The organism is Bacillus sp. EB106-04-02-XG92 (assembly GCF_058791995.1).
Genome location: NZ_JBYTEA010000002.1, coordinates 146,546 through 168,950 on the forward strand (window position 1 = coordinate 146,546; position 22,405 = coordinate 168,950).

The window sequence follows — 22,405 nt, forward strand, 5'->3', positions numbered from 1 at the left end:
ATTATTGCACTTGTTCTAAACCATTTGGAGTAATCTTGAAGGAAATTTCTTTAAACTTCTTCGCATTTCCTTTTCCAACTAGCTCACTCTTATTATACCAATTCAAACGATCTGACTCTGCATGATACACTTTCAACACATCACCGTACTCAAACATTGCTCCGTTTACTTGTTCAGCAAAATTCTTCGAAGTTTCCTGTCCTTCTGCTGTTACATGCTTTTTCTCTTTACCATTTGAATCATAAAGCGTAAGACCTATATACTTCTCATTTACAAATCGATAATGGATTGTCTCATCTGTAAGTGTTGCATGTAATTTCTTTTCCCCATGATTTAGCGTAACGATTGAACGGGTTATATTAGATACACCTTGATACACTATGCTATCTCCGTATGTTACTTCCATAGGAACTTCTGTCACCTTTTTATTTCCAAAACGATCTTTTGTTTCTACTCTTACTGTTTGCTTTCCGATTTTCGTTGTATCTGGCTTCTCCACAAAACCAACTACTTCTCCATCTTTTACTTCAACAAAGTCTTTTACATTTATTTTTTCTGCATTTGTCCCGATTACTACCTTCTGTGGTACTGCTGTTACTTCTTGTAAGCCTTCCAGTTTTTCAAAACCTTTTTCTGTTATTTCAAAGTACAATTCTTGCTCCACTTTCCCTTTACCGTTACCTATAAATTCATTCTTTTCATACCACTTCAATCGATCTGATTCTGCATGATATACCTTAATAACATCACCATATGCAAAGTCTACACCATTTAACTGTTCTGCAAAGTTTTTAGAAGTCTCTTGCCCTTCTACCGAAATAACCTTCTTTTCATTTCCATTTTGATCATATAGCGTGATTCCCATATATTTTTCATTCTCAAAGCGATAATGAACTTTAGAATCCGTAAATGTTGCCCGTAACTTTTTCTCATTATGATCCGCAGTTACGACAGAACGCGTATCATTGCCATCACCTTGGAAGACTATACTATCACCATAAATTACTTCCAACGGTACTTCCGTTACTTTCTTATTACCAAAACGATCTTGCGTTTCTACTTTTACTGTTTGCTTTCCGATTTCTGTTGTATTAGGTTTTTCTACAAAGCCAATTACTTCACCATCTTTTACTTGTACAAAGCTTTTCGCATCTAGCTTATCAGCATCTGTTCCTACTACTACTTGTTGAGGTTTTACTATTACCTCTTGCAACATATCCATTCTCTCAAAACCTTTTTCTGTCACTTTAAAGAATAGTTCTTTTATCCCTTTTTTCTCACCTTGGCCAGCAAAGTTATTATTTTGATACCATTTTAAGCGGTCTGGTTCTGCATGGAATACTTTCACTACATCTCCATACTCAAACTGCAGTCCATTCACTTGCTCTGCAAAATTCTTTGAAGTTTCTTGTCCTTCTGCTGTTACATGATTTTTCTCAGTTCCGTTTCCATCATATAACGTGATTCCCATATATTGTTCTTTGTTAAAATATTTATGAATTTGCTTATTCATATCAGTCGCATGTAATTTCTTTTCATTATGCTTTAATGTTACAACTGAAGCAATTTCATTGTTGTATCCTATATAAGCAACGCTATCTCCATACGTCACTTCTAACGGTACTTCTGTTACTTGCTTATTTCCAAACATATCTTTCGTTTCTACTTTTACTGTTTGTTTTCCGACTTTTGATGTAGTTGGTTTTTCTACAAAGCCAATTACTTCTCCGTCTTTCACTTCAACAAAGTTTTTCGCTTCTAGCTTTTCTACTTCTGTTCCGACTACTACTGTTTGTGGCTTTACTGTTACTTCTTGCAATGATTTTAATCTTTCAAATCCATTTTCAGTAATTTTGAAGAATAATTCTTTTATTTCTTTATTTTTTCCTTCTCCCACATATAAACCTTTTTGATACCAATGTAATCGTGAAGACTCTGCATGGTATACTTTCACCACATCTCCATATTCAAATGCTAATCCATTTAATTCTTTGGCAAGAGCTTCTGTATTCTCCAAGCCTTTTACCCCTACATTTTTCTTCCCTCTTCCTTCTTTATCGTACAGTGTAAACTCAAAATACTTTTCATCTTTAAAGTAATCGTGAATTAAATTTTTCGTATCTGTTGCACTAAATTTTTTCGTACCATGATGTAGAGTTACGGTTGACTTCAAGTCTCCCTCCCCGGTATAGTTCAATCCATATACAAGTAGGCTATCTCCATATCCAACATTCACTACAACTGGAATGAAATTCTTATTTCCTTTTCTATCTACAATTTCTACTTTTACAGTTTTTTCTCCAACTTCAGGCTTATCTTGTATAATCACACCTGTTGTTTTTACGCCTTCTCCTAAATTCCTTACAAGTTCTTTTGCTTTTTTCTCATCATATGTAGTACCGATTACTACATTTTGTATTTTTTCATTATTTGGCTCGCCATATGGAACTTCATATAACTCAGTTTGTTTTTCACGAATTGGATTGCTATCTGTAGATAACCATATTTCTTTTTCTAATTTTGGTAAATTTAATTTTTCAATCTTTTCTCTCGTAGCATCATTTACAAATAATCCCCATTTATCAAAGAAAGGAATTAAATTTTGTCCTGCCACTTTTGACGTCATATAAATAAACATCTGCTTTTTCTCTTCATCAGATTTAGGCAGTTCTGTATCATGTAACAAACGATACATTTGATGTAATTTCGGATAGAATTGATCCCCATAAGCTAAATGTAACTGCCAAAACATAACTAATTTCTCAAATACATTCATCTTCTCTTGTGCATCTGGTTTACCTAAATAAGCAAATGCAGCTTCATAGCGTCCCTCTTGTTCTAACCTTGTTTTGTGCCCGAATGTAGTTTGAACTGCCAAAGAATAAATATTAACTGTTACTTCTCCAAGTCCATCCCATAACCAAGTGTTCTGTTGATGTTGATGTCCCACTTCATGCCAAGGTCCCCAGCCATCATTAGTTAACTCTTCTAGATTTAGTACTGACTCTAAATTCCCTTTACTATAAGCTGTTCGATAATACGTCGCATACATATAATTGTCCGTATACCAGTCTTCAACAAAATGAATGGAATGTTTACCTTGATTCGCAACACCCACACCATCTTTTGATAATCCTGATATTTTATGCTCAATGTTAATTATTTCATCATGTTTCTTTAATAACGCAGCTGGATCTTCTTGTTTTAAATGCTCCGCTACAGTCTCAGGATGCATAGTTAGTAAACTATTTTCTCCTTTCATTTCGATTGCATATGGATTCGGTGATTCCTTCAACATACGTTTCCAATCTTCTGTCGTATGTTTACCTAAAATAAATAAAGGATTTGGTGTACCACCTTTTTTCACTTTAGCCACTACTTCTCCTGTGTTGTGATAATTATAAAAGTATAATAGTCCTCCATTTGGAGAAGAAATTTTGTTCTCACCAGGATTTAAATTGAATTGTTTAGGTTCTTCTTTTTCATAAGAATATGTACCAATATAAGCTTTAATCTGTTGAGTCCCTTCTACTTGAATAACTACTTCTTCACCTGGCTTTACATAAACGCCCGTTGGTTCATAAGGAGAAAAACTCATTCGCCGCTGATGCAACTCACGCATCCCTTCTACATCACCTTTTGGCAGCAATTGATACACTCGCTCTTCTTGCTGTTTATCCTTATCTTCAATCGTCATCTCTGCATACACCTTAGGCAATTCAAATCCATATGGCGTTAATAACGTAGCTAAACAAACACCAGCTACTAATACCCTAATCGTCTTTTTCTTCGACATAATCTGTGTCCCCTATTCCTTTATTTAGAGAAACTATCCTATATATTCATTTAATAAGACATCCTATTATTTTCATAAAAACATTTAATGAATAGACTAAAACCTCGCGCACCTGTATCAATTACTACCGCATCCCTCTCCATGTATTCGCTTTCTTACATTATAAAATTTTTATGCACTGTATCCCCCTCACTTCTCTCTACTTGTGATGAGTTCTCTCTACATAAAGTGAAACTTTAATCAGTGTGGGTTTTCTTCATCCCCCACTAATTATTAGTTGAACTAATCGGACTTTTATGGGCAGTTGATCCCCCACCTAACTGCTTTGCTTTCGCTGCATTTTGAGGTGGGGGTCTTACTGCCCGTTAAAGTCGGATAAAAAGAGAATAGCAAAAGATATATTTCAGTATTGTCATCTATACATCTAAAATTTTGAATAATAATATAATCTTACATTTTCTTCATATATGACCATCAATAGGTAGTTTTTCCAACTGAATTCTACACGCTTTCTACTTTGTTTGATAGCCTTTTCAATCAGAATAATGTTACAATTTTGTGAATACAATCCATTAATTGTAACGTTTAGATTTTAATATATTTATATTATTTCGAAATAAAGTTCAAACTGTATAAACAGCGCTTTTATTCTACATATAATTTTCCTGATATAATTTTAAAATTCATATAAAAAAGCACTGGCACAAGCCAATGCTTTTTCGTTATCTCTTTTGATTCGGTTTATGTGGTTCATTTGGAGTATGTGGTTTATTATTATCATGACCATTTGTTGTTTTCCAACTCACCGATAACTCCGGACTTGTTTTTTCTTCACTACGCTCAAGTAATACGACTGCATTTTGAATTGTTGGTGTACCTTTATGTGCAATCCCTTGTAACTTTGTTAAATTCCCTAATACTTTAAAGCTAAATCCACCAGCTGGTGTTTGTTTCGGAATTAAGATACGGAACTTTTCTCCTACATTAAATTCCGTTTTTGCTTCGCCCTTTTCATTCACAAACTTCACTCCAGCTGGAGCACCTGTTGCTTGTACTTTATACGTTCCGCTTTTCGCGTTTGTTTCTACTGTATATAAACCTGTTTCAAAGAAATCATTTTTCAATACTGCTTCTTGTTCTTCTGATGGCATGACCCTCATCGTAATTTCTTGTAATTCTTCACTAGCATTTGCTTTTGCAACGATATCTTTCGTTACTTTTTCTACATTTTTATTTCGGAAATCTAAATCATTAATATCGATTTGTTTTAACGCATTCCATACTGCAAGCTGCGTTGCATAATGTGCTTCTCTCCAATCAGAAACACCTAATTCTTGTGGACTCTTTTGTGGATATCCATTCAATAGTACACGATACACATTAATATCCACTTTCCCCATTTCCGGTAAATCTTGACCGCTCGGAGATTTCAAATCTACATTTAAGCAAAAGGCAATTTTACCATCTGCTGTTTTAATAAGCTCTGTTCGAATTGGTTTCTTCTTTGACTTACTATAACTCCAATCCATCTGATACTTTGTATGATCCATAACTTCCGCGAATGCTTTTTGTAGCGGAAATAACACAAATAAAACACTTAAAAACACAGCCAAAAATTTGAACGATTGCTTTATATTCATGTTTACAGCCCCTTATGAAATAACAAATTTACTAATAAGTAGTATTTAGTTAGAAAAAATTTTTATGCATAAACAAAACAAAAAAGAGTGCAAACTGTTTGCACTCTTCTTCTCCACTATATGTTTAGAAATCGAAGTTATCAGGGTCTGGACCAACGCGGTGATTTTCGTTTAACGCGTCGATTTTCTCCATATCTTCTTTCGTTAATTCGAAATTAAATATATCGGCATTTGCAATGATTCGGTGTTCTTTCGTTGACTTCGGAATTGTTACAACTTCATTTTGAAGGTCCCAGCGTAAAATGATTTGAGCTGTCGTTTTACCATACTTATGAGCAATTTCTTGCAATGTTTCGTTATCTAACAATTGACCTTGCATAAGTGGTGACCATGCTTCCATTTGAATACCTTGCTCTTTACAGAACGCTTGTAATTCTTTTTGCGTTAAACGAGGGTGATATTCCACTTGGTTAATCATTGGTTTCATTTCTGCATCTGCTAGCACGTCTTGCAGATGGTGGATTTGGAAGTTACTTACGCCAATTGCACGTACGCGTTCTTCTTTATAAAGTGTTTCTAACGCTCTCCACGTATCTTTGTATTTCCCTTCTACAGGCCAATGAACAAGATATAAATCTAAATAATCTAGCTCTAATTTTTTTAAACTTTCTTCATATGCAGCAAGTGTTGTTTCATATCCTTGATCCGAATTCCACACTTTTGAAGTAATGAATAAATCTTCACGAGAAATGCCTGCTTCTTTTATACCTGCGCGAATTCCTTCTCCTACAGCCTTCTCATTTCCATAAATCGCAGCTGTATCGATACTACGGTATCCTGCTTTAATCGCAGATTTCACAGCCTCTACAAGTTCTGGCCCATCTTCTACTTTGAAAACACCTAAACCGAACCAAGGCATCTCTACACCGTTATGCAATGTTGTTGTACTTTGTAAATTTTTCATTATATTTTCTCTCCCTTATTTCACTTGATCTCTTTTTTCTAATGTCATACTCCACGCCGTTAAAATAACAGCGCCTACTACCATAATTCCGCCTACCCAAGCTGTATGAATTAACCCTAAAGAGTTCGTTACAATGCCTCCTAAATAAGCACCAAGAGCGATTCCCGCATTAAACGCTGCAATGTTAATCGCGGATGCCACATCAACAGCGCTAGGTACAAATCGTTCAGCTAATATAACGACATACACTTGTAGCCCTGGAACATTCATAAATGCGAATAGTCCCATGAAAATAATTGTGATGAGTCCAGCGACTTGAAACGGTGCTGTAAACGTGAAAACAAATAATACAATTGCTTGAATAAAGAACATGTAAAATAATGCTCGAATCGGATTATGATTTGATAATTTTCCACCGATCATATTCCCTATCGCAATGGCGATTCCGTACACTAACAAAATAATTGTAACGGTACTCGCTTTAAATCCTGTTACTTCTTGTAATAGCGGAGATAAATACGTAAATGTTACGAATGTTCCCCCGTATCCTAATGCAGTAATAATAAATACAAGTAATAGTCTTCCATTCGTAATCAGTTTAAATTGATCGCGAAATGATACAGACGTACCTTTTTTTAAGTTAGAAGGAATGAGCATACTGTTGGCGATTAGAGCAACAATCCCAATTGCCACAATTACCATAAACGAAGCTCTCCAGCCAAATTGTTGACCGATAAACGTTCCAATCGGTACACCTGTAATGGTCGCAACGGTTAAACCAGTAAACATAAATGCAATTGCACTCGCACGTTTATTCTCTGGTACAAGCGCAGCTGCAATGGTGGATCCTATCGACATAAAAACGCCGTGCGCAAACGCAGATACAACCCTCGCGATAAGTAACACAGTAAAACTTGTTGCCACCGCCGCAATTCCATTACCAATAATGAAAATAATCATAATCCACATTAATAACGTCTTTCGCGACATACTAGCTGTTAATGACGTTAATACTGGAGCACCGAACGCTACTCCTAAAGCATATAAAGAAACGGTTAAACCCGCTGTTGTAACAGAAACATGTAAATCCTCTGAAATAGATGGTAATAAACCGACACTAATGAATTCGGTTGTACCAATTCCAAACGCACTAATGGCTAGTGCTAATAAAGCAAACATACTTCTCCGATTCGTCTGTACTGCCGAAGAAGATACTGTATATGAATTCAATTGAACTCCTCCTTAATGCGAGAAATCCAATCATAATAGTATGAAAAAAGGCCTTTTTTCTTCTACAAAAATAAATTTACTGCTCATATATGCTATTATGAATGGCTTCACTCTTTTTTTGAAGAACGCACTTAAAAGTACGATAGGTACCGAAAAGTAACATAGGCACTTTTTAGTACCGTACTACTCATTTCCCTCTTACGTATGCTATTATGGAACATATTCAACATGATAAAAAGTACGTACTTTAAAGTGCTATAGGTACTTTTTAGTAACATTTAAATGATTTAGCTTCTTTTGTTGGAGAACTGACATCTACATTCATCAAAGGAGATTTTAATATGAAGAAATATAACATTCCCGTTGAAGCGACTTTAGAGGTTATCGGCGGAAAATGGAAAGTTGTTATTCTTTGCCACCTAACGAAAGGTACAAAGAGAACGAGTGAATTAAAACGTCTCATGCCTGGTATTACACAAAAAATGTTAACGCAGCAATTACGCGAGTTAGAAGAAGATGGAGTTATTCAAAGAAAGGTATACAACCAAGTACCACCGAAAGTAGAATATTCCCTTACAGACTACGGTTGGTCTTTAGAATCCATTCTTGACTCTCTTTGTACTTGGGGCGAATGCCATCTTGAAAAAAGCGGTAACACATCGATGCTAATTACAGAAGGTGAATAGTAAAAAAAGGAAAAAACGAACATAAATTTGTCCGTTTTTTCCTTTTTTTCTTTATATATATGTACATTTCTAAGCTTAACAAAATAATTTATGCGCTTTCACGCCTTGGCAGTACTACGTTATACACGTAATATCAAATAATTAGGAATCATTTTTATGTTAACATAGGTGTATATAGTATATAATATAGGATATATATTATATACACTTTCCGATAAAGGAACTTTCCATTATGCGGACAAGCCATGTATCGGACAGTTCATAAATAATAGGTAGGACATTATGGTTTTGGGTTTATGATTTCAGCTTACTTGCTGACATAAATTTAAAGGCATTTTATTGTGTTTTGTGAAACTTTGTATAAAGTTTCGCAAGCGTTTACTATCTTACCTATCAAAAATAAGAGTATTGCTATCGTAAAGGAGAATTGGAGATGCCAGAAACTATGACTCAAACAAAGCCAGAACAAGAAACTGTACAAATTTCTGCTAGCCAAGGACAACTTGATGTACTTGATCAGTTGTTAAAACCTGAGGTACAAGAATCATTAACTACACTAGTAGAACAGCTTCCAAAATTAACTGAGCTTGTTAACATTTTAACTAAGTCTTATGACTTCGCTCAAACTGTTGCTACTGATGAAGTATTAAAAAGCGACACTGTTGGTGCAATCACAGAGCTTGTAGAACCTGTAAAAGATACAGTGAAAAGCATGGCTGCAACTGCTATCGAAGCGAAAGATCGTGCTGACGAAAGCAACGAAGTTATCGGCTTATTCGGTCTATTAAAATTACTAAAAGACCCACAAGCACAAAAAATGTTCCGCTTTGTGAACGCATATCTTCAAATTAGTGCAGAACGTAACAATAAATAAGTTAACTTATAACAACAATTAGTAAAGACGGGGGATATCATACTATGTCAAAACAAATTGTCATCTTAGGCGCTGGTTATGGCGGTCTTCTTGCCGCTTTAAACGTACGTAAATATTACAGCAAATCAGAAGCACAAGTTACAGTGATTAACCAATACCCAACACACCAAATCATCACTGAACTACACCGCCTTGCAGCAGGTAACGTGTCTGAGCAAGCAATTGCAATGCCACTTACAAAGCTTTTCAAAGGTAAAGATATCGATCTTAAAATCGCAACAGTTGAGTCATTCTCAGTTGATAGCAAAGAAATCAAACTAGCTGGTGGCACTACTTTATCTTACGATGCACTTGTAGTTGCTTTAGGAAGTAAAACTGCTTACTTCGGTATTCCAGGACTAGAAGAAAACAGCATGGTATTAAAATCTGCTGCTGATGCAAACAAAATCTACAAACACGTTGAAGACCGTATTCGTGAATACGCGAAAACGAAAAACGAAGCTGATGCTACAATCGTAATCGGTGGTGGCGGATTAACTGGCGTTGAGCTAGTTGGTGAGCTTGCTGACATTATGCCTAAACTCGCAAAAAGCCACGGCGTAAATCCAAAAGAAGTTAAACTTCTTCTTGTTGAAGCAGGTCCAAAAATCCTTCCAGTATTACCAGACCACTTAATCGAACGTGCAACTACTAGCCTAGAAGCACGCGGCGTTACATTCTTAACTGGTCTTCCTGTAACAAACGTTGCTGGCAATGAAATCGACTTAAAAGACGGTCAAAAACTTGTTGCTAACACATTCGTTTGGACAGGCGGCGTACAAGGTAACCCACTAATCGGTGAATCAGGTCTTGAAGTAAACCGTGGTCGTGCAACAGTTGATGCATACCTACAATCTACTTCTCACAAAGACGTATTCGTTGCTGGAGACAGCGCTGTTGTCTTCGCTCCAGACGGACGTCCATACCCACCAACTGCACAAATCGCTTGGCAAATGGGTGAGTTAATTGGATACAACTTATACGCAGCACTAGAAGGCAAAGCATTCGAAGAGTTCGCACCTGTAAACTCTGGAACACTTGCTAGTCTAGGACGTAAAGATGCTGTTGCTACAATCGGAGCAAGCAATACTCCACTTAAAGGCTTACCAGCATCATTAATGAAAGAAGCAAGTAACGTTCGTTACTTATCACACATTAAAGGTCTATTCAGCTTAGCTTACTAATCTGAATATAAGCCCGAATCATGCCCTGCATGGTTCGGGCTATTTTAGTCCGTAATTTTCTCTAACTTATATATTCGGCAGAAGAATAATATAACCCTTTTAATTATCTAAATTTACTGATTATTTTATGTCTAAATTGTGTATATGAAAGGATGGAAGTATTCTTTCTACTCCCATCCTTTCACACAAATTATTCTCCTAACTTCACTAAGCTGTAGTTCTTCTTCCCTTTACGAATAATAATAAATCGTCCATCAAATGAATTTTCTACAGTCACATCCGTACCCACATCTGTTACTTTTTCGCCATTCATCGAAATAGCTCCGTTATTAATATCTTCACGTGCTTGTCGTCTAGATGGTTCAATTCCTAAATCGACTAGCCATTCTACGATATTTTTCGTCTCTTTTGAAGACTGGAATGTTGGCATTTCTTTAAAGCCTTGCTCAATTTCATCGGCTGTTAACGATTTAATATCTCCGCTAAATAACGCTGCGGTAATTTTCACAGCTTGCAGGAATGCCTCTTCTCCATGAACAAATTTCGTCATTTCTTCCGCTAATACTTTTTGCGCTTCACGTTTATGAGGCTCTGTTTCTACCTTCACTGCCAATTCATCGATGCGCTCTTTCGTTAAGAACGTAAAGTATTTCAAGTATTTAACGACATCACGGTCATCTGTATTTACCCAGAACTGGTAAAATTCAAACGGTGTTGTTTTTTCAGGATCAAGCCAAACCGCACCACCTGCTGATTTACCAAACTTCGTACCATCTGATTTCAATAATAACGGAATCGTTAATCCGAATACCTTCGCTTCGTGCCCTTCTAACTTACGAATTAAATCTAACCCACTCGTAATATTTCCCCATTGGTCACTACCACCAATTTGCAGTTGAACATCTTCTTTCGTGTATAAATGATGGAAGTCCATCGCTTGCAAGATTTGGTACGTAAATTCCGTGAAAGAAATTCCTGTATCTAAACGACTTGCTACAATGTCTTTTGCTAACATGCTATTAATGCTAAAGTTTTTCCCGTAATCACGTAAAAACTCGATAATATTTATTTCATGCGTCCAGTCGTAGTTATTTACCATCTTCACTTCGCTATTGCCACCAAAATCAAATAGCTTTTTCATTTGCGCTGTTAACGCATCCACATTATGCTGCACGACATCTAACGTTTGAAGTTGTCGTTCTGATTGACGTCCGCTCGGATCACCAATTGTTCCTGTTGCCCCACCAATTAAAATAACCGGATGATGACCAGCTAGCTGAAATCTCTTCATCATCATAAATGGAATCAAATGTCCGATATGCATGCTATCACCAGTCGGATCAACTCCGCAGTATAGTGAAATCTTTTTCTCTTCTACTAGCTTACGTAAACCTTCTTCGTCCGTTTGTTGATTAATGGCGCCACGCCATTCTAATTCATCAATAATATTCATCTTTTTTCATCCCCTCTATTTTTTTGAAAACAAAAAGTCCCTATGTCTATGACATAGGGACGATTATTCACCGTGTTACCACCCAGTTTGTATAAATAGCATAACTACTCATACCACTCTTAGCAATAATATCGATTGCCAATCCGCTTAGCATTACCTAAGATACTCCAGAGTGTAATTCGCAAGTTTGTTTGTGCTAGGTTCCAGCAACCCCTAGCTCTCTCGTTAACAGTGACAAACTGCTACTGGGCTCTTTCAACGTATGTTATTTGTTAAATTATTAGCCATTATATTGAATTGAAAACAAATTGTCAACAATACCCAAATGTTATTTTAAAATAATTCGTAGTTTCATACATATGTTTATTCTTTATCTTCTCCAATAATCCTTACTTCTCGCTCTAACTTCACGCCAAATTTCTCTTCAACAGTCTTTTGTACGAAATGAATTAAATCAATGTAATCTTGTGCTGTTCCGTTATCAACATTCACCATAAATCCAGCATGTTTTAGAGAAACTTCCACTCCGCCAATTCGCTTACCTTGTAGTCCAGATTCTTGGATTAATTTACCAGCAAAGTTATTTGGTGGGCGCTTAAATACGCTACCACATGAAGGATATTCTAGAGGCTGTTTTGACTCACGTTTGAACGTTAAATCATCCATTTTTGCTTTAATTTCTTCACGTACACCTTCTTCAAGTTCAAATCTCGCTTCAAGAATAATGTAATGGTTGTTCGCAAATACACTCTTACGATATCCGAATTCAAATGCTTCTTTCGTCAAAGTACGTAGCTCTCCATCACCTGTCATTACGACAGCTTCTGTTAATACAAACGAAATTTCACCACCGTAAGCACCAGCATTCATATATAATGCTCCGCCAACTGAACCTGGAATACCACAAGCAAATTCAAGACCCGTTAAATTATGATCTAATGCAATACGTGATACATCAATAATTGCCGCACCGCACTGTGCTACAATCGTCGTTCCTGTTACAGTAACGCCTGTAATGTGAATTAAACTTACTGTAATTCCGCGAATTCCACCATCTTTAATAATGACATTTGATCCATTTCCTAAAAACGTAACTGGAATATTATATTCATTAGCATATTTAATAACTTTTTGAATTTCATCATAATTTGTCGGTGCAACGAACACATCTGCTTTTCCACCAACTTTAATATGCGTATGATTCTTTAACATTTCATCTTGTTTCACATGACCTTCAGGCAATACCGTACTTAAATATTCATAAACCTCTTGCATATTCATTTTACGATTCCTCTATTTCTATATTCTTTTTATCCCGTTATACGGGCCCATAATATCCCCACATACATGAAATGAACCTAAAGTGGTGGATACAGTGTACCCAAAATCAATTCGAGACACCTATAAACCTCTTAATTTATAAGAGGTGCCACTCATATTAAAATATATATTGCATAATAAAGCAACCCAAATGGGCTACTAAACTTGACATGTCATCAGAAAGACAACAATTTGTAAAATATATTACTTTTTCAGCACACTATCCTTCAGTATCTTACTATACCATACGAAAAGAAAGTGGTATTTTTTTGTAATCTTTACTTTATTTTCATTACTAAAAAGGGATGCTTTTACCTATGTAAAAGCATCCCTTTCATCACTTATTTTAATTTACTTTTCGTTCTCTTCTTTTTCCTTATCAAACCATAATAGCTCATCGTCATCAACTTCACCATTATAATTGATTAGAATCTCTTCTCCCGCTTTTATATCTTTGTAAGCAAAGAAGTTAAACGTATGATTTTCGAAGACAATCTCATACGTTGCATTCGGATTATATGCATGATTAAATAACATACCGTATCCTAACAGGAATGCCGTATGATTTACCCCATACTCAAATGCGTAGTCAGCAAGTAACGTTTTCTCAATGTGTTCGTGCTGTTCATTCGGATAAGAGATAACTGGTGCTGAGTGAATCAGCTCACCCTTTTTAATATCACGAGTTGCAAATACACCTCTATTAAATTCCCCATCACTAAGTTCAGAAGTCTTAACTTCGATCATATGCGTCACCTATATAATTCTTTCTTTGAAGTATTTTATCTCGCTATTCGCGAGGTTCAACTAATAATGAGTAGGTATTAGTCTCACTTTATCTCCTTAAGCTTGGCAGAAAACGCGCAGAAAAGCAATTAAATTCCGATTAAGTATTCGTTTAAATGAAAAAAGAGCACACATCATGTGCCCTTTGAAGCGATATTACTTTTCTAAAATATTTTCTAGCAACTTCACTTGCTCACTAACAGTATGTAACGTCTTCACTGATATATCATTTCGATGTTTTTCTTCTTCCACACTCGCTAACACTTCTTCCGTAGCCGCAGAAGTTTGCTGAATTACGTTAGAAGCATGTGTAACATCCTTTACGATATTCGTCGTTTTAACTTGGAAACTTTCTTGATGACCCACAATCTCTCGCATTACATCATTAATTGCATCAATAAACTTTCCTAAATCTGTTACATTTATTAAAACGCTTGCTAACATTTCGTTACATTCTTCTTGTACTCTTTCTGATTTCTCTACCTGCACTTCCACCTTACTTGCTTGATTACTAAACTCCTTCAAAATACTTTGAATTCTCCCCGCAGAACGATTCGATTCTTCCGCAAGCTTTAATACTTCATTCGCTACAATAGCAAATCCTTTTCCATGCTCGCCTGCTCTTGCCGCTTCAATATTTGCATTTAAAGCTAGCAAACTTGTCTGACTTGAAATATTCGTTATTACATCTACAATTTCATTAATTTGCTTCGACTGCATCATTAAATCTCTAAATATAATTCCTGATTGTGAAACAACATCATTTAAACTTCTCATATTCGCTTCAAAATTTCGTAAAGTATGTACACTACCCTTTGAAATTTCTAAACTTTCATCAACACGAATCGAGGCATTTCTTACTTGAGAAATGATTTGTTCAATATTCCCCTCCATCTCATTCAATACTTCTACTGAACGATGCATCATCTCTGATTGTGATTGAGTGCCAACTGCCACCTCTTCAAAAGCGAAATTAATTTCACCCATCGACTCCATAGATGTATTCATATTTTGTCTTAAATGATTGAAATTACTATCTAGTTTCACAACCGTTTCCTCAATAAGTCTTTGCGTTTCTTCTAACTCCTGAGCTTTCCTCATTACTTCTTGCTTCTCATCACTTAAATGAGCTAGCAGATTAGATCCAATCTTCGTTACGCCCCACATCGCAATCGTTACAATCGCTAACAAGCTTGCGAAGTTTGCAGCTTCAGATGCTGCTGTATAAGCAAAAAATTGCTCCGGCCAATAACTACAAAGAATAAATGTAATCACAACCGCTACTCCGCCAAGAATGATAACGAGACGTTCACTTAAATAAATGAGTGAAACTGCTAATGTAAAATAGACCATTTGAAATACAGCCGGACTTTCATTAAAAGCTTGTACCATAATGAAAGACATAATAAGCAGCATAAATGTCATGATATATTTATACATCGCTTCCATACTTTCTATAAAAGTAAACAGCGTTCCAAATACAACAACAGAAATACCACAAACCCAAAAAGCTATTGCTCTCTCTGTAAAAATATATCCGTAATATCCAATCGCGATTATTCCAAGGAAGAAACTGCAAATCGTGATAAACAGCAATAAATGATTTTTCTGTGATTCTTTCTCAAGGTTAGAAAAACAAGTCTTCTTTAACCACTCCATATATAAAGTCCCGCCTTCCACACTTCATTACTTCAGCTTAAATACCGCACTCACTGGATTATGATCGCTATTTTCAAACTTTAAATCTTTCCCTTGTACATTTACAATCTCCACATTCGGTGAAACGATAAAGCCATCAATAATCGTGACGAAGTTTTCACCCTCCACATATTTCTTCACATCATCTCTTACAGTCATAACAGACGGATCTACAGCCCACTTAAAGCCACCATCAGTAAAGTCCTTTGGTAACTCTACTAACCATTCTGGACGCTCTTTCACAAACTTCGGATCACTTAACTGAACATCAGAAAGTAACTGATTCCAATCTCCGCCCATTATTACGTAATCACCATTTTTATAATGCTTGTTCATATATTCTTTTAAATACTCTACTTGCTGCTTTCTAATTTTCCCGCCTTCATCATAAGCAGACAAATGTAGATTGACGAGTCTAACAAACTTCCCATTACTAACAGGAATTTTATGTTCAACAATCGCTCGATCTAAATCAAACAAACGCTTCGGCCAAGGCTCCATTCCAGGAAGCTGAAACCTCTCAGCTGTTTGAACTGTATATTTAGAAAATGTACTTAATCCAGCCTCCGCATATCCCATTGGACTTGTAATTGGAACGGGAACCCATTTTGTATCGTAGTTCTTCCCGAACGACGAAGCATAATCAGGTAATCCCTTTTTCAAAAATTCATGCCCATTTACATCAAAAGATCTCATTGATTTTATATCAACTTCTTGTAACAACGCAAAATCACTATTCTCATTTTGTAAAAACGAAAGCATATTCTTTAAATTTGTTTCCGTTTGCTCTTTACTACTTGAACCAGACCCCTTCCCGCCATCCATAAAGAAATCTTGATCCTTATCTAATCCACCATATCCAACATTAAATGTTGTCACTTTAAACTCATTGTCAGGCGCTAATACGCGCTCCTTATTATTTTCCACCTTCAAGCTTATAACATCAGCAGGCTGTTCTTTTGTAAGTGTCATATAAGCTAAAAAACCACCTACAACTCCCACCCCTACTAAAATACATATAAGTACTATTTTTAATAATTTCTTCAAATAAACGCCCCTTTTCTAAAACACACAGTTTAATTATCTTTATTTTCAGTTAACTGAAACCGAATGACAGACATACAAAACATTTTATCATATCAAAAACCTTATATCACTATATTTAGTTTATAAGTGTATTTTCACTATCTTAAACCATCACACACATACAGCATGGCTCCACTTCTTCACTGGAAATTCAATGCATTTTTTAGTACACTATATGTAATAATCATAGGCGATGGAGTTCGCCATAACTGCTGCTAAGCTAATGACTCCTACCAGTATAACTACTGGTAGGAGTCTATTTTTTTGAGCAAGCTATTTTTAAAGAGGTGAAGATATTGATTTATATTATTGTTGGCATTTCCGGTATATTAGGAGCCCTCTCTCGTTATTATTTAGGTCTTACTATTCATACTTCATGGCATCATTCATTTCCATTAGCTACGTTACTGATTAACTTAGCCGGCTGCTTCTTATTAGCGTGGCTAACTACGCATGTCGCTCGGAGAAATATCTTGCCCTCAGAGATTATTACAGGCATTGGAACTGGATTCATCGGTTCCTTTACGACGTTTTCGACATTCAGTGTAGAAACTGTACAATTAATCAATCACTCTGAATGGAGTACTGCTTTCTTATATGTATCATGCAGCATACTTGGTGGTCTCATTATGTCTGCTCTTGGCTATACACTAGGTGATTACTTAATTAAGAAACACCTTGCGGAAGGTGATCACTTATGATAGAAGCTTTATTAATAGCAATAGGCGGTTTTTTCGGTGCTATTACAAGATTTGCAATTAGCAATTGGTTTAAAAAAAGAAATAAAACTTCCTTTCCAATCGCAACATTTCTCATTAATATAACAGGCGCATTTTTACTCGGATATATAATTGGTAACGGAGTCTCTACAAGTTGGCAATTATTATTAGGGACTGGATTTATGGGTGCCTTCACGACATTTTCGACGTTTAAATTAGAATCTGTTCAGCTTTTCAACCGCAAAAGCTTTGGCATACTATTTCTATATTTAAGTGCCACTTATACGATTGGTATCCTCTTCGCATTCCTTGGAATGCAGCTAGGCGGAATATAAAGAAAGAAAGCGACTCTGATCAGTCGCTTTCTTTCATAAGAAATATGTCCCGCCATATGGGATGGAAAATAAACCTGTTGGATGCACATCATAATGTACAACTTGCATCGGAGGCTGTGAGTATGACATATACTGCCCTTGCATCATTTGTGCAAAATATGCTTGTTGCTGCATTTGAATCGCTTGATTCACAGCATGAATTGTCCCCTGTGCTCCTGCCAAAGTAATAGCTGCTCCTACTTGTCTACCATTATAAAAATAATGATTCATTATGATTCAGCTCACTTATTATTTTTCTTCCATATTATATGTTGCTATTCCATAGTAGGTGTTTTAGCTCATAAAATTCCATTTGCCGTAAGCTAATAACCTATCAGGCTGGCCCCACAGACTAAAGTTCTATTTTGTCTATTACTGTTTTTTCAACTTCGAGGTAATAACTCCAAATAGTAATACACCAATACCACTAAAGAACAGTAAATAACTTATTGGTACTAGGAAAAAGAAAGGCTCTACAAGCAAACCATTATCCGCTACTTTACTAGTTGCCCCGTGCATTAATAAACAAGTAACTCCTAACGATAGCAGTACGATAACTAATAAAAATTTATTTTTCATAATATATTCTCCTTTAACTTCATAATTCATTTATTTGTATTCCTTTTTACTACCATCATAATAAATTCAATAAAACTACAAGTCAATAACTTTTTATTGTTTTTCGATAAATTATTATTGATTTATAATTTAAATAAAAGGTTTATGAAGCAACTTAAATCGCCTCACAAACCTTTTTAATCATGAATATTTACACTTCAAACCTCTTACTTACTACAACATAAATCGCACACAACAATACGAGCATCCCAGCATAAATTAACAAAATTTCTACACGAAACATATCAGCCAATGGGCCAAATATTATCATTCCTAAAGGAAGGGCGCATGAATTAGCGATTTGTACAAGACTAAACATCCGCCCATGCATAGAAGGTTCTACTTTTTCCTGCAATAACACGGTAACCGGTGTATTGAAGCACGGCATTGTTATACCAATTAAAAAATTAATTACTAAATACATAATAAATACCGGAGCAATCCCTAGTCCAATCATAAGCAGTCCATACAACGCACAAGCTATCGCCGTTGTATGCATACGATTACGGAAACCACCCCACGCTGCAATCAATATGCCACCAGCTGCCGCTCCCGCACTAAAAGTCATCTCGCTAGCAGTAAGTCTCCACATTTCTGCACCGAAAGAACGGGTTACCATTAAAGGTGTTAAAAAGGCAGCTGGACTTATTAAAATCATGACAATAATTAATAAAACGAGTAACCTTTTAATAAATACATTTTCTTTTAAATAAGCAAAGCCTTCTTTTATGCCTTGTAGATTAGATTTTTGCTTACTCTCTGCATTCACATGTCTCTCCACTTGAATGATAAACATAATACTAATTCCGATCATAGCCGTAATAACATCAATAAAAAATGTCGTTTCAATGCTAGCAATAGAAAGAATTGCAGCACTTGCTGCTGGAGAAAGAAACATAATTAAAGATGTAATACTGCTATTTATCCCATTCACTTTCATAAGATGATCTTTTGGAACGATTTTTGGGATTAACGCATTCACAGCTGGCGTTTGTACCCCTGTCCCAGCTGAACGAATGAGTAGTACTATAAAAAGTAACCAAATACTTTTATATCCTGTTAAAAATAGAACTGCTAAAACTAATGTAGCAATTGCTATAACCCCGTCCGATAACATAATCATCTTTTTACGGTCGTAACGATCAATCCAAACACCCGCAAATAAAGAAATCGCAATTTGTGGTAAGAAACCGGAAACGGTTGAAATGGTCAACATTAACCCTGACGATGTCGTTAAGGTGATATACCATATAATCGCGTACTGTACGAGAGATGAACCGAATAACGAAATCGTTTGAGCAGTCAAAAATAATATAATTTTCGTTTTCCAATTGTTTTCACCCATATGTTTCACACCCCCTTAACTAATCCTGTCTCTATATCAAAGGTGCTATCTGCCCAATCAAGATAAAAACTTGCTTCGTGAGATACGAGTATAATGCTGCCCTTAAACTTAATTAGCGCCTTTTGCAAAGCTTCCTTCGCTTCTGCATCTAAATGATTTGTCGGCTCATCTAAAATTAAGAAGTTACAAGGTGATAGTAATAATCCGCACAGTTTCACCTTCGATTGTTCACCACCACTTAACGTACGAATTTCTTGCGAAACGTGCGTATCCTTCACACCACATGCAGCTAAATGATGGCGTATTTCCTTCATATTCAGTTTAGGAAAATGTTCTGAAATAATTTGAAGCGGCGTTAAACAATCATTGCTCCAATTTAAATCTTGCTCATAATATCCAATCTTTATTTGCTCTGAAAATTGAAACTCTCCAGAAATACTAGCAATATTTCCAACGATTGTTTTTAACAAAGTAGATTTCCCTACTCCATTGAAACCTGTAATAACAAGTTTTTGTCCACCCATTACTGAAAATTTCAACTTTGGTAAGAGAGCAAAATCGTAACCAACTTCAAGATTATTTACTTCAAGAACTGTCTGAACTGAAATGGGAAGTTCCCGAAAATGAATAGACGGTTTATGAGTAAAACTTGGCGGCGCAATTCTTTCCATACGCTCCAATTGTTTTCTACGTCCCTGTGCTATTTTTGAATTCACCCCAGCAATATTTCTACGAATATACTCTTCCGTTTTTTCAATTTTCTTTTGCTGTGCATAATATTGACGCATATAATCTTTTCGCAAATGCTCCTTTTGTCTTACAAAATCTGAGTATTTGCCGTAATACTTCTTCACCGTTCCAAATTCTACATCACATATGCAAGAAGTTACTTTTTCTAGAAAATCAAAATCATGTGACACGACAATAAACGCCCCTTCAAAATTCACTAAATAATTAGCAAGCCATTCAACATGCTCTTTATCAAGAAAGTTTGTCGGTTCATCTAGTAATAAAATATTAGGCTCCTCTAATAAAAGCTTTGCTAAAATTACCTTTGCCCGTTGTCCTCCACTTAATTCACCAATAACACGATCCATCCCAATAGCATCAATACCTAAACCGGCTGCCACCTTATTTATTACGCTGTCAACTGAATAAAAACCACGAGCTTCCAGCTGCTCTTGTATTTCAGCTGCTTTCAATAGTTGATTCTCATCTCCAGTCATCGCACTTTCTTCATATAACTTGTTCATTCTATCTTCCATTTCATACAAATCATTAAAGGCTCGCTTTAAATATTGTGAAATAGTATAGTTACCATCAACTTCTGCATATTGATCAAGATGTCCAATTTGAATATTAGGTTGCCACTTAATGCTCCCCTTATCAGAAATAATTTCGCCCACCAATATTTTCATTAATGTACTTTTTCCTGCACCATTCTGTCCAACAATTCCCATATGTTCTCCTTTATGCAAATCAAAAGAAGCATTTTCGTATAATACTTTATCTATAAAACTATGTGATAAACTTTCAACTTTAAGTAAACTCATTTTTATTCCTCTTTTCCTGAAATTAAAAAAAGCAGAGAGATAGCGTCATTCGACACTAGCCCTCTGCTTCGTGGTTTTTCCTATACTATTCCAATTTACAGTAAAGACTCATCGGAATAATATACACAAAGGGCCATAGACAAAGCATTGTCTATGGCCCCTTAATCTATTTTATACACCAGCTGAAAAACCATAACGAAATAAGCATAGGTAAACTATACTTTTTTCGAAAAGTTATTCAGCCGATGAATATAGGGGATTTATACCCCTTGATTAAGCTCCGTACAACGCTTCACCGTATACATTTGTGCGGAGCAAAGTTTTCTAATGAGTTTTACAAATTTTATATAAAGCATGTTCTGCACCTTCCTTAATACTTAAAAGGGATTTTAGCACACGGTTTTATGAAGCGTCAACATTACTTCAAAATCATTCAACTACTTATTTTTAAAATATTCCTTTTGAAACATACACATTCTTATCGCATTATGATAGTTACCATCAACGAAAAACTCGTCTAAAAGCTCGCCTTCCACTATAAATCCAACCTTTTTATACACATGGACTGCTTTCTCATTTTCTTTATCCACAACTAAATAAATCTTATGCATATTTAATACAGAAAAAGCGTAATCCATCGCTAAACGCGTCGCCTCTGCTGCATAACCATATCCTTGATAATTTGGATCAATAATAATTTGGAATTCTGTTCTACGGTGAATATAATCGATTTCCACTAACTCGACCAATCCAACCATCTCATTATCTTTCTCCACGATAAATCGGCGTTCACTTTGATCATGTATATGTTTATCGTATAAATCCTGCAGCTCCACAAATGCCTCATACGGCTCTTCAAACCAATACGACATAATATGTGCATTATTATTTAGTTCGTGTACAAATTTTAAATCTTCCCGTTCTAAAGGACGTAACTTCAATTCCTGACTCATTGCTATAACCTCCAAGTAAAAGAAACCTCTTCACTTAATTTCTCAATTTTTTTCAATTTCAAACGCCCTATTTGTATTGTAAACCTT

Annotated in this window: 19 protein-coding genes, 1 riboswitch and 1 other annotated feature; of the genes, 5 read left to right on the top strand and 14 right to left on the bottom strand. The window is 35.7% G+C overall.

The features are described from left to right. Window position 1: 1 nt before the first annotated feature. From AC3WVA_RS06810 to AC3WVA_RS06825, 4 genes are all read right to left on the bottom strand, one after another. Complete coding sequence (locus AC3WVA_RS06810) at window positions 2–3,796, bottom strand: putative mucin/carbohydrate-binding domain-containing protein (protein ID WP_098520860.1); 3,795 nt, start codon at window positions 3,794–3,796, stop codon at window positions 2–4. Window positions 3,797–4,518: 722 nt separating this feature from the next. Next, window positions 4,519–5,436 carry a thioester domain-containing protein gene (locus AC3WVA_RS06815; RefSeq protein WP_098520862.1) on the bottom strand — a complete coding sequence of 306 codons (918 nt, stop codon included), beginning with the start codon at window positions 5,434–5,436 and terminating at the stop codon, window positions 4,519–4,521. Window positions 5,437–5,560: 124 nt separating this feature from the next. After that, window positions 5,561–6,400, bottom strand: coding sequence for an aldo/keto reductase (locus tag AC3WVA_RS06820; protein ID WP_098520863.1), 840 nt, complete (start codon window positions 6,398–6,400; stop codon window positions 5,561–5,563). A 15-nt stretch (window positions 6,401–6,415) separates the two neighbouring features. Next, window positions 6,416–7,579, bottom strand: a complete 1,164-nt coding sequence (locus tag AC3WVA_RS06825; protein WP_176539101.1) for an MFS transporter — start codon at window positions 7,577–7,579, stop codon at window positions 6,416–6,418. Between the two features lie 392 nt (window positions 7,580–7,971). Here AC3WVA_RS06825 and AC3WVA_RS06830 point away from each other — a divergent pair, with 392 nt between their 5' ends. The 3 genes from AC3WVA_RS06830 to AC3WVA_RS06840 all read left to right on the top strand — a co-directional run bounded on the left by AC3WVA_RS06830 (window position 7,972) and on the right by AC3WVA_RS06840 (window position 10,413). Next, window positions 7,972–8,316, top strand: coding sequence for a winged helix-turn-helix transcriptional regulator (locus AC3WVA_RS06830; protein WP_025966858.1), 345 nt, complete (start codon window positions 7,972–7,974; stop codon window positions 8,314–8,316). 433 nt (window positions 8,317–8,749) lie between these two features. After that, the gene (locus tag AC3WVA_RS06835) at window positions 8,750–9,190 is read left to right on the top strand and encodes a DUF1641 domain-containing protein (RefSeq protein ID WP_001115309.1); all 441 of its coding nucleotides are present in this window, start codon (window positions 8,750–8,752) and stop codon (window positions 9,188–9,190) included. Between the two features lie 44 nt (window positions 9,191–9,234). After that, window positions 9,235–10,413: an NAD(P)/FAD-dependent oxidoreductase gene (locus AC3WVA_RS06840; protein ID WP_000043198.1), complete on the top strand. Its 1,179-nt coding sequence runs from the start codon at window positions 9,235–9,237 to the stop codon at window positions 10,411–10,413. A 190-nt stretch (window positions 10,414–10,603) separates the two neighbouring features. Here AC3WVA_RS06840 and tyrS read toward each other — a convergent pair whose 3' ends face one another. From tyrS to AC3WVA_RS06865, 5 genes are all read right to left on the bottom strand, one after another. Continuing rightward, window positions 10,604–11,866, bottom strand: a complete 1,263-nt coding sequence (gene tyrS, locus AC3WVA_RS06845) for a tyrosine--tRNA ligase (RefSeq protein WP_048528198.1) — start codon at window positions 11,864–11,866, stop codon at window positions 10,604–10,606. Window positions 11,867–11,918: 52 nt separating this feature from the next. Beyond that, window positions 11,919–12,134: a binding site (T-box leader), on the bottom strand. Window positions 12,135–12,229: 95 nt separating this feature from the next. Further along, window positions 12,230–13,147: a UDP-N-acetylmuramate dehydrogenase gene (gene murB, locus AC3WVA_RS06850; protein ID WP_048528197.1), complete on the bottom strand. Its 918-nt coding sequence runs from the start codon at window positions 13,145–13,147 to the stop codon at window positions 12,230–12,232. A 390-nt stretch (window positions 13,148–13,537) separates the two neighbouring features. Beyond that, window positions 13,538–13,933: an SET domain-containing protein gene (locus AC3WVA_RS06855; RefSeq protein ID WP_000573651.1), complete on the bottom strand. Its 396-nt coding sequence runs from the start codon at window positions 13,931–13,933 to the stop codon at window positions 13,538–13,540. Window positions 13,934–14,128: 195 nt separating this feature from the next. After that, a complete protein-coding gene (locus tag AC3WVA_RS06860; protein ID WP_098345485.1) occupies window positions 14,129–15,631 on the bottom strand; it encodes a DUF4077 domain-containing protein in 1,503 nt (500 codons plus the stop codon). A 27-nt stretch (window positions 15,632–15,658) separates the two neighbouring features. Beyond that, window positions 15,659–16,717: an endonuclease/exonuclease/phosphatase family protein gene (locus AC3WVA_RS06865; protein ID WP_098345484.1), complete on the bottom strand. Its 1,059-nt coding sequence runs from the start codon at window positions 16,715–16,717 to the stop codon at window positions 15,659–15,661. A 219-nt stretch (window positions 16,718–16,936) separates the two neighbouring features. Beyond that, a riboswitch (Fluoride riboswitch) is annotated at window positions 16,937–16,996 on the top strand. Between the two features lie 56 nt (window positions 16,997–17,052). Here AC3WVA_RS06865 and crcB (AC3WVA_RS06870) point away from each other — a divergent pair. Both crcB (AC3WVA_RS06870) and crcB (AC3WVA_RS06875) read left to right on the top strand, forming a co-directional pair. Continuing rightward, window positions 17,053–17,457, top strand: coding sequence for a fluoride efflux transporter CrcB (crcB, locus tag AC3WVA_RS06870; RefSeq protein WP_141539577.1), 405 nt, complete (start codon window positions 17,053–17,055; stop codon window positions 17,455–17,457). Continuing rightward, window positions 17,454–17,810 (top strand): fluoride efflux transporter CrcB, encoded by a 357-nt coding sequence (gene crcB, locus AC3WVA_RS06875; protein WP_098520866.1) that lies wholly within the window; start codon window positions 17,454–17,456, stop codon window positions 17,808–17,810. Before crcB (AC3WVA_RS06870) ends, crcB (AC3WVA_RS06875) begins: the two co-directional genes overlap by 4 nt. A gap of 33 nt (window positions 17,811–17,843) precedes the next feature. Here crcB (AC3WVA_RS06875) and AC3WVA_RS06880 read toward each other — a convergent pair whose 3' ends face one another. The 5 genes from AC3WVA_RS06880 to speG form a co-directional block, all read right to left on the bottom strand. Beyond that, entirely contained in the window at window positions 17,844–18,083 is a 240-nt protein-coding gene (locus AC3WVA_RS06880; protein ID WP_098520867.1) for a DUF3947 family protein, read from the bottom strand. A 138-nt stretch (window positions 18,084–18,221) separates the two neighbouring features. Then, window positions 18,222–18,428 (bottom strand): DUF3955 domain-containing protein, encoded by a 207-nt coding sequence (locus AC3WVA_RS06885; RefSeq protein ID WP_098520932.1) that lies wholly within the window; start codon window positions 18,426–18,428, stop codon window positions 18,222–18,224. Window positions 18,429–18,618: 190 nt separating this feature from the next. Continuing rightward, on the bottom strand, window positions 18,619–19,812 hold the full coding sequence (locus AC3WVA_RS06890) for an MFS transporter (protein WP_492321837.1): 1,194 nt from the start codon (window positions 19,810–19,812) through the stop codon (window positions 18,619–18,621). 5 nt (window positions 19,813–19,817) lie between these two features. After that, window positions 19,818–21,365 (bottom strand): ABC-F family ATP-binding cassette domain-containing protein, encoded by a 1,548-nt coding sequence (locus AC3WVA_RS06895; RefSeq protein ID WP_098520869.1) that lies wholly within the window; start codon window positions 21,363–21,365, stop codon window positions 19,818–19,820. 437 nt (window positions 21,366–21,802) lie between these two features. Further along, window positions 21,803–22,318 (bottom strand): spermidine N1-acetyltransferase, encoded by a 516-nt coding sequence (gene speG, locus AC3WVA_RS06900; RefSeq protein ID WP_048528188.1) that lies wholly within the window; start codon window positions 22,316–22,318, stop codon window positions 21,803–21,805. Between the last annotated feature and the right edge of the window lie 87 nt (window positions 22,319–22,405).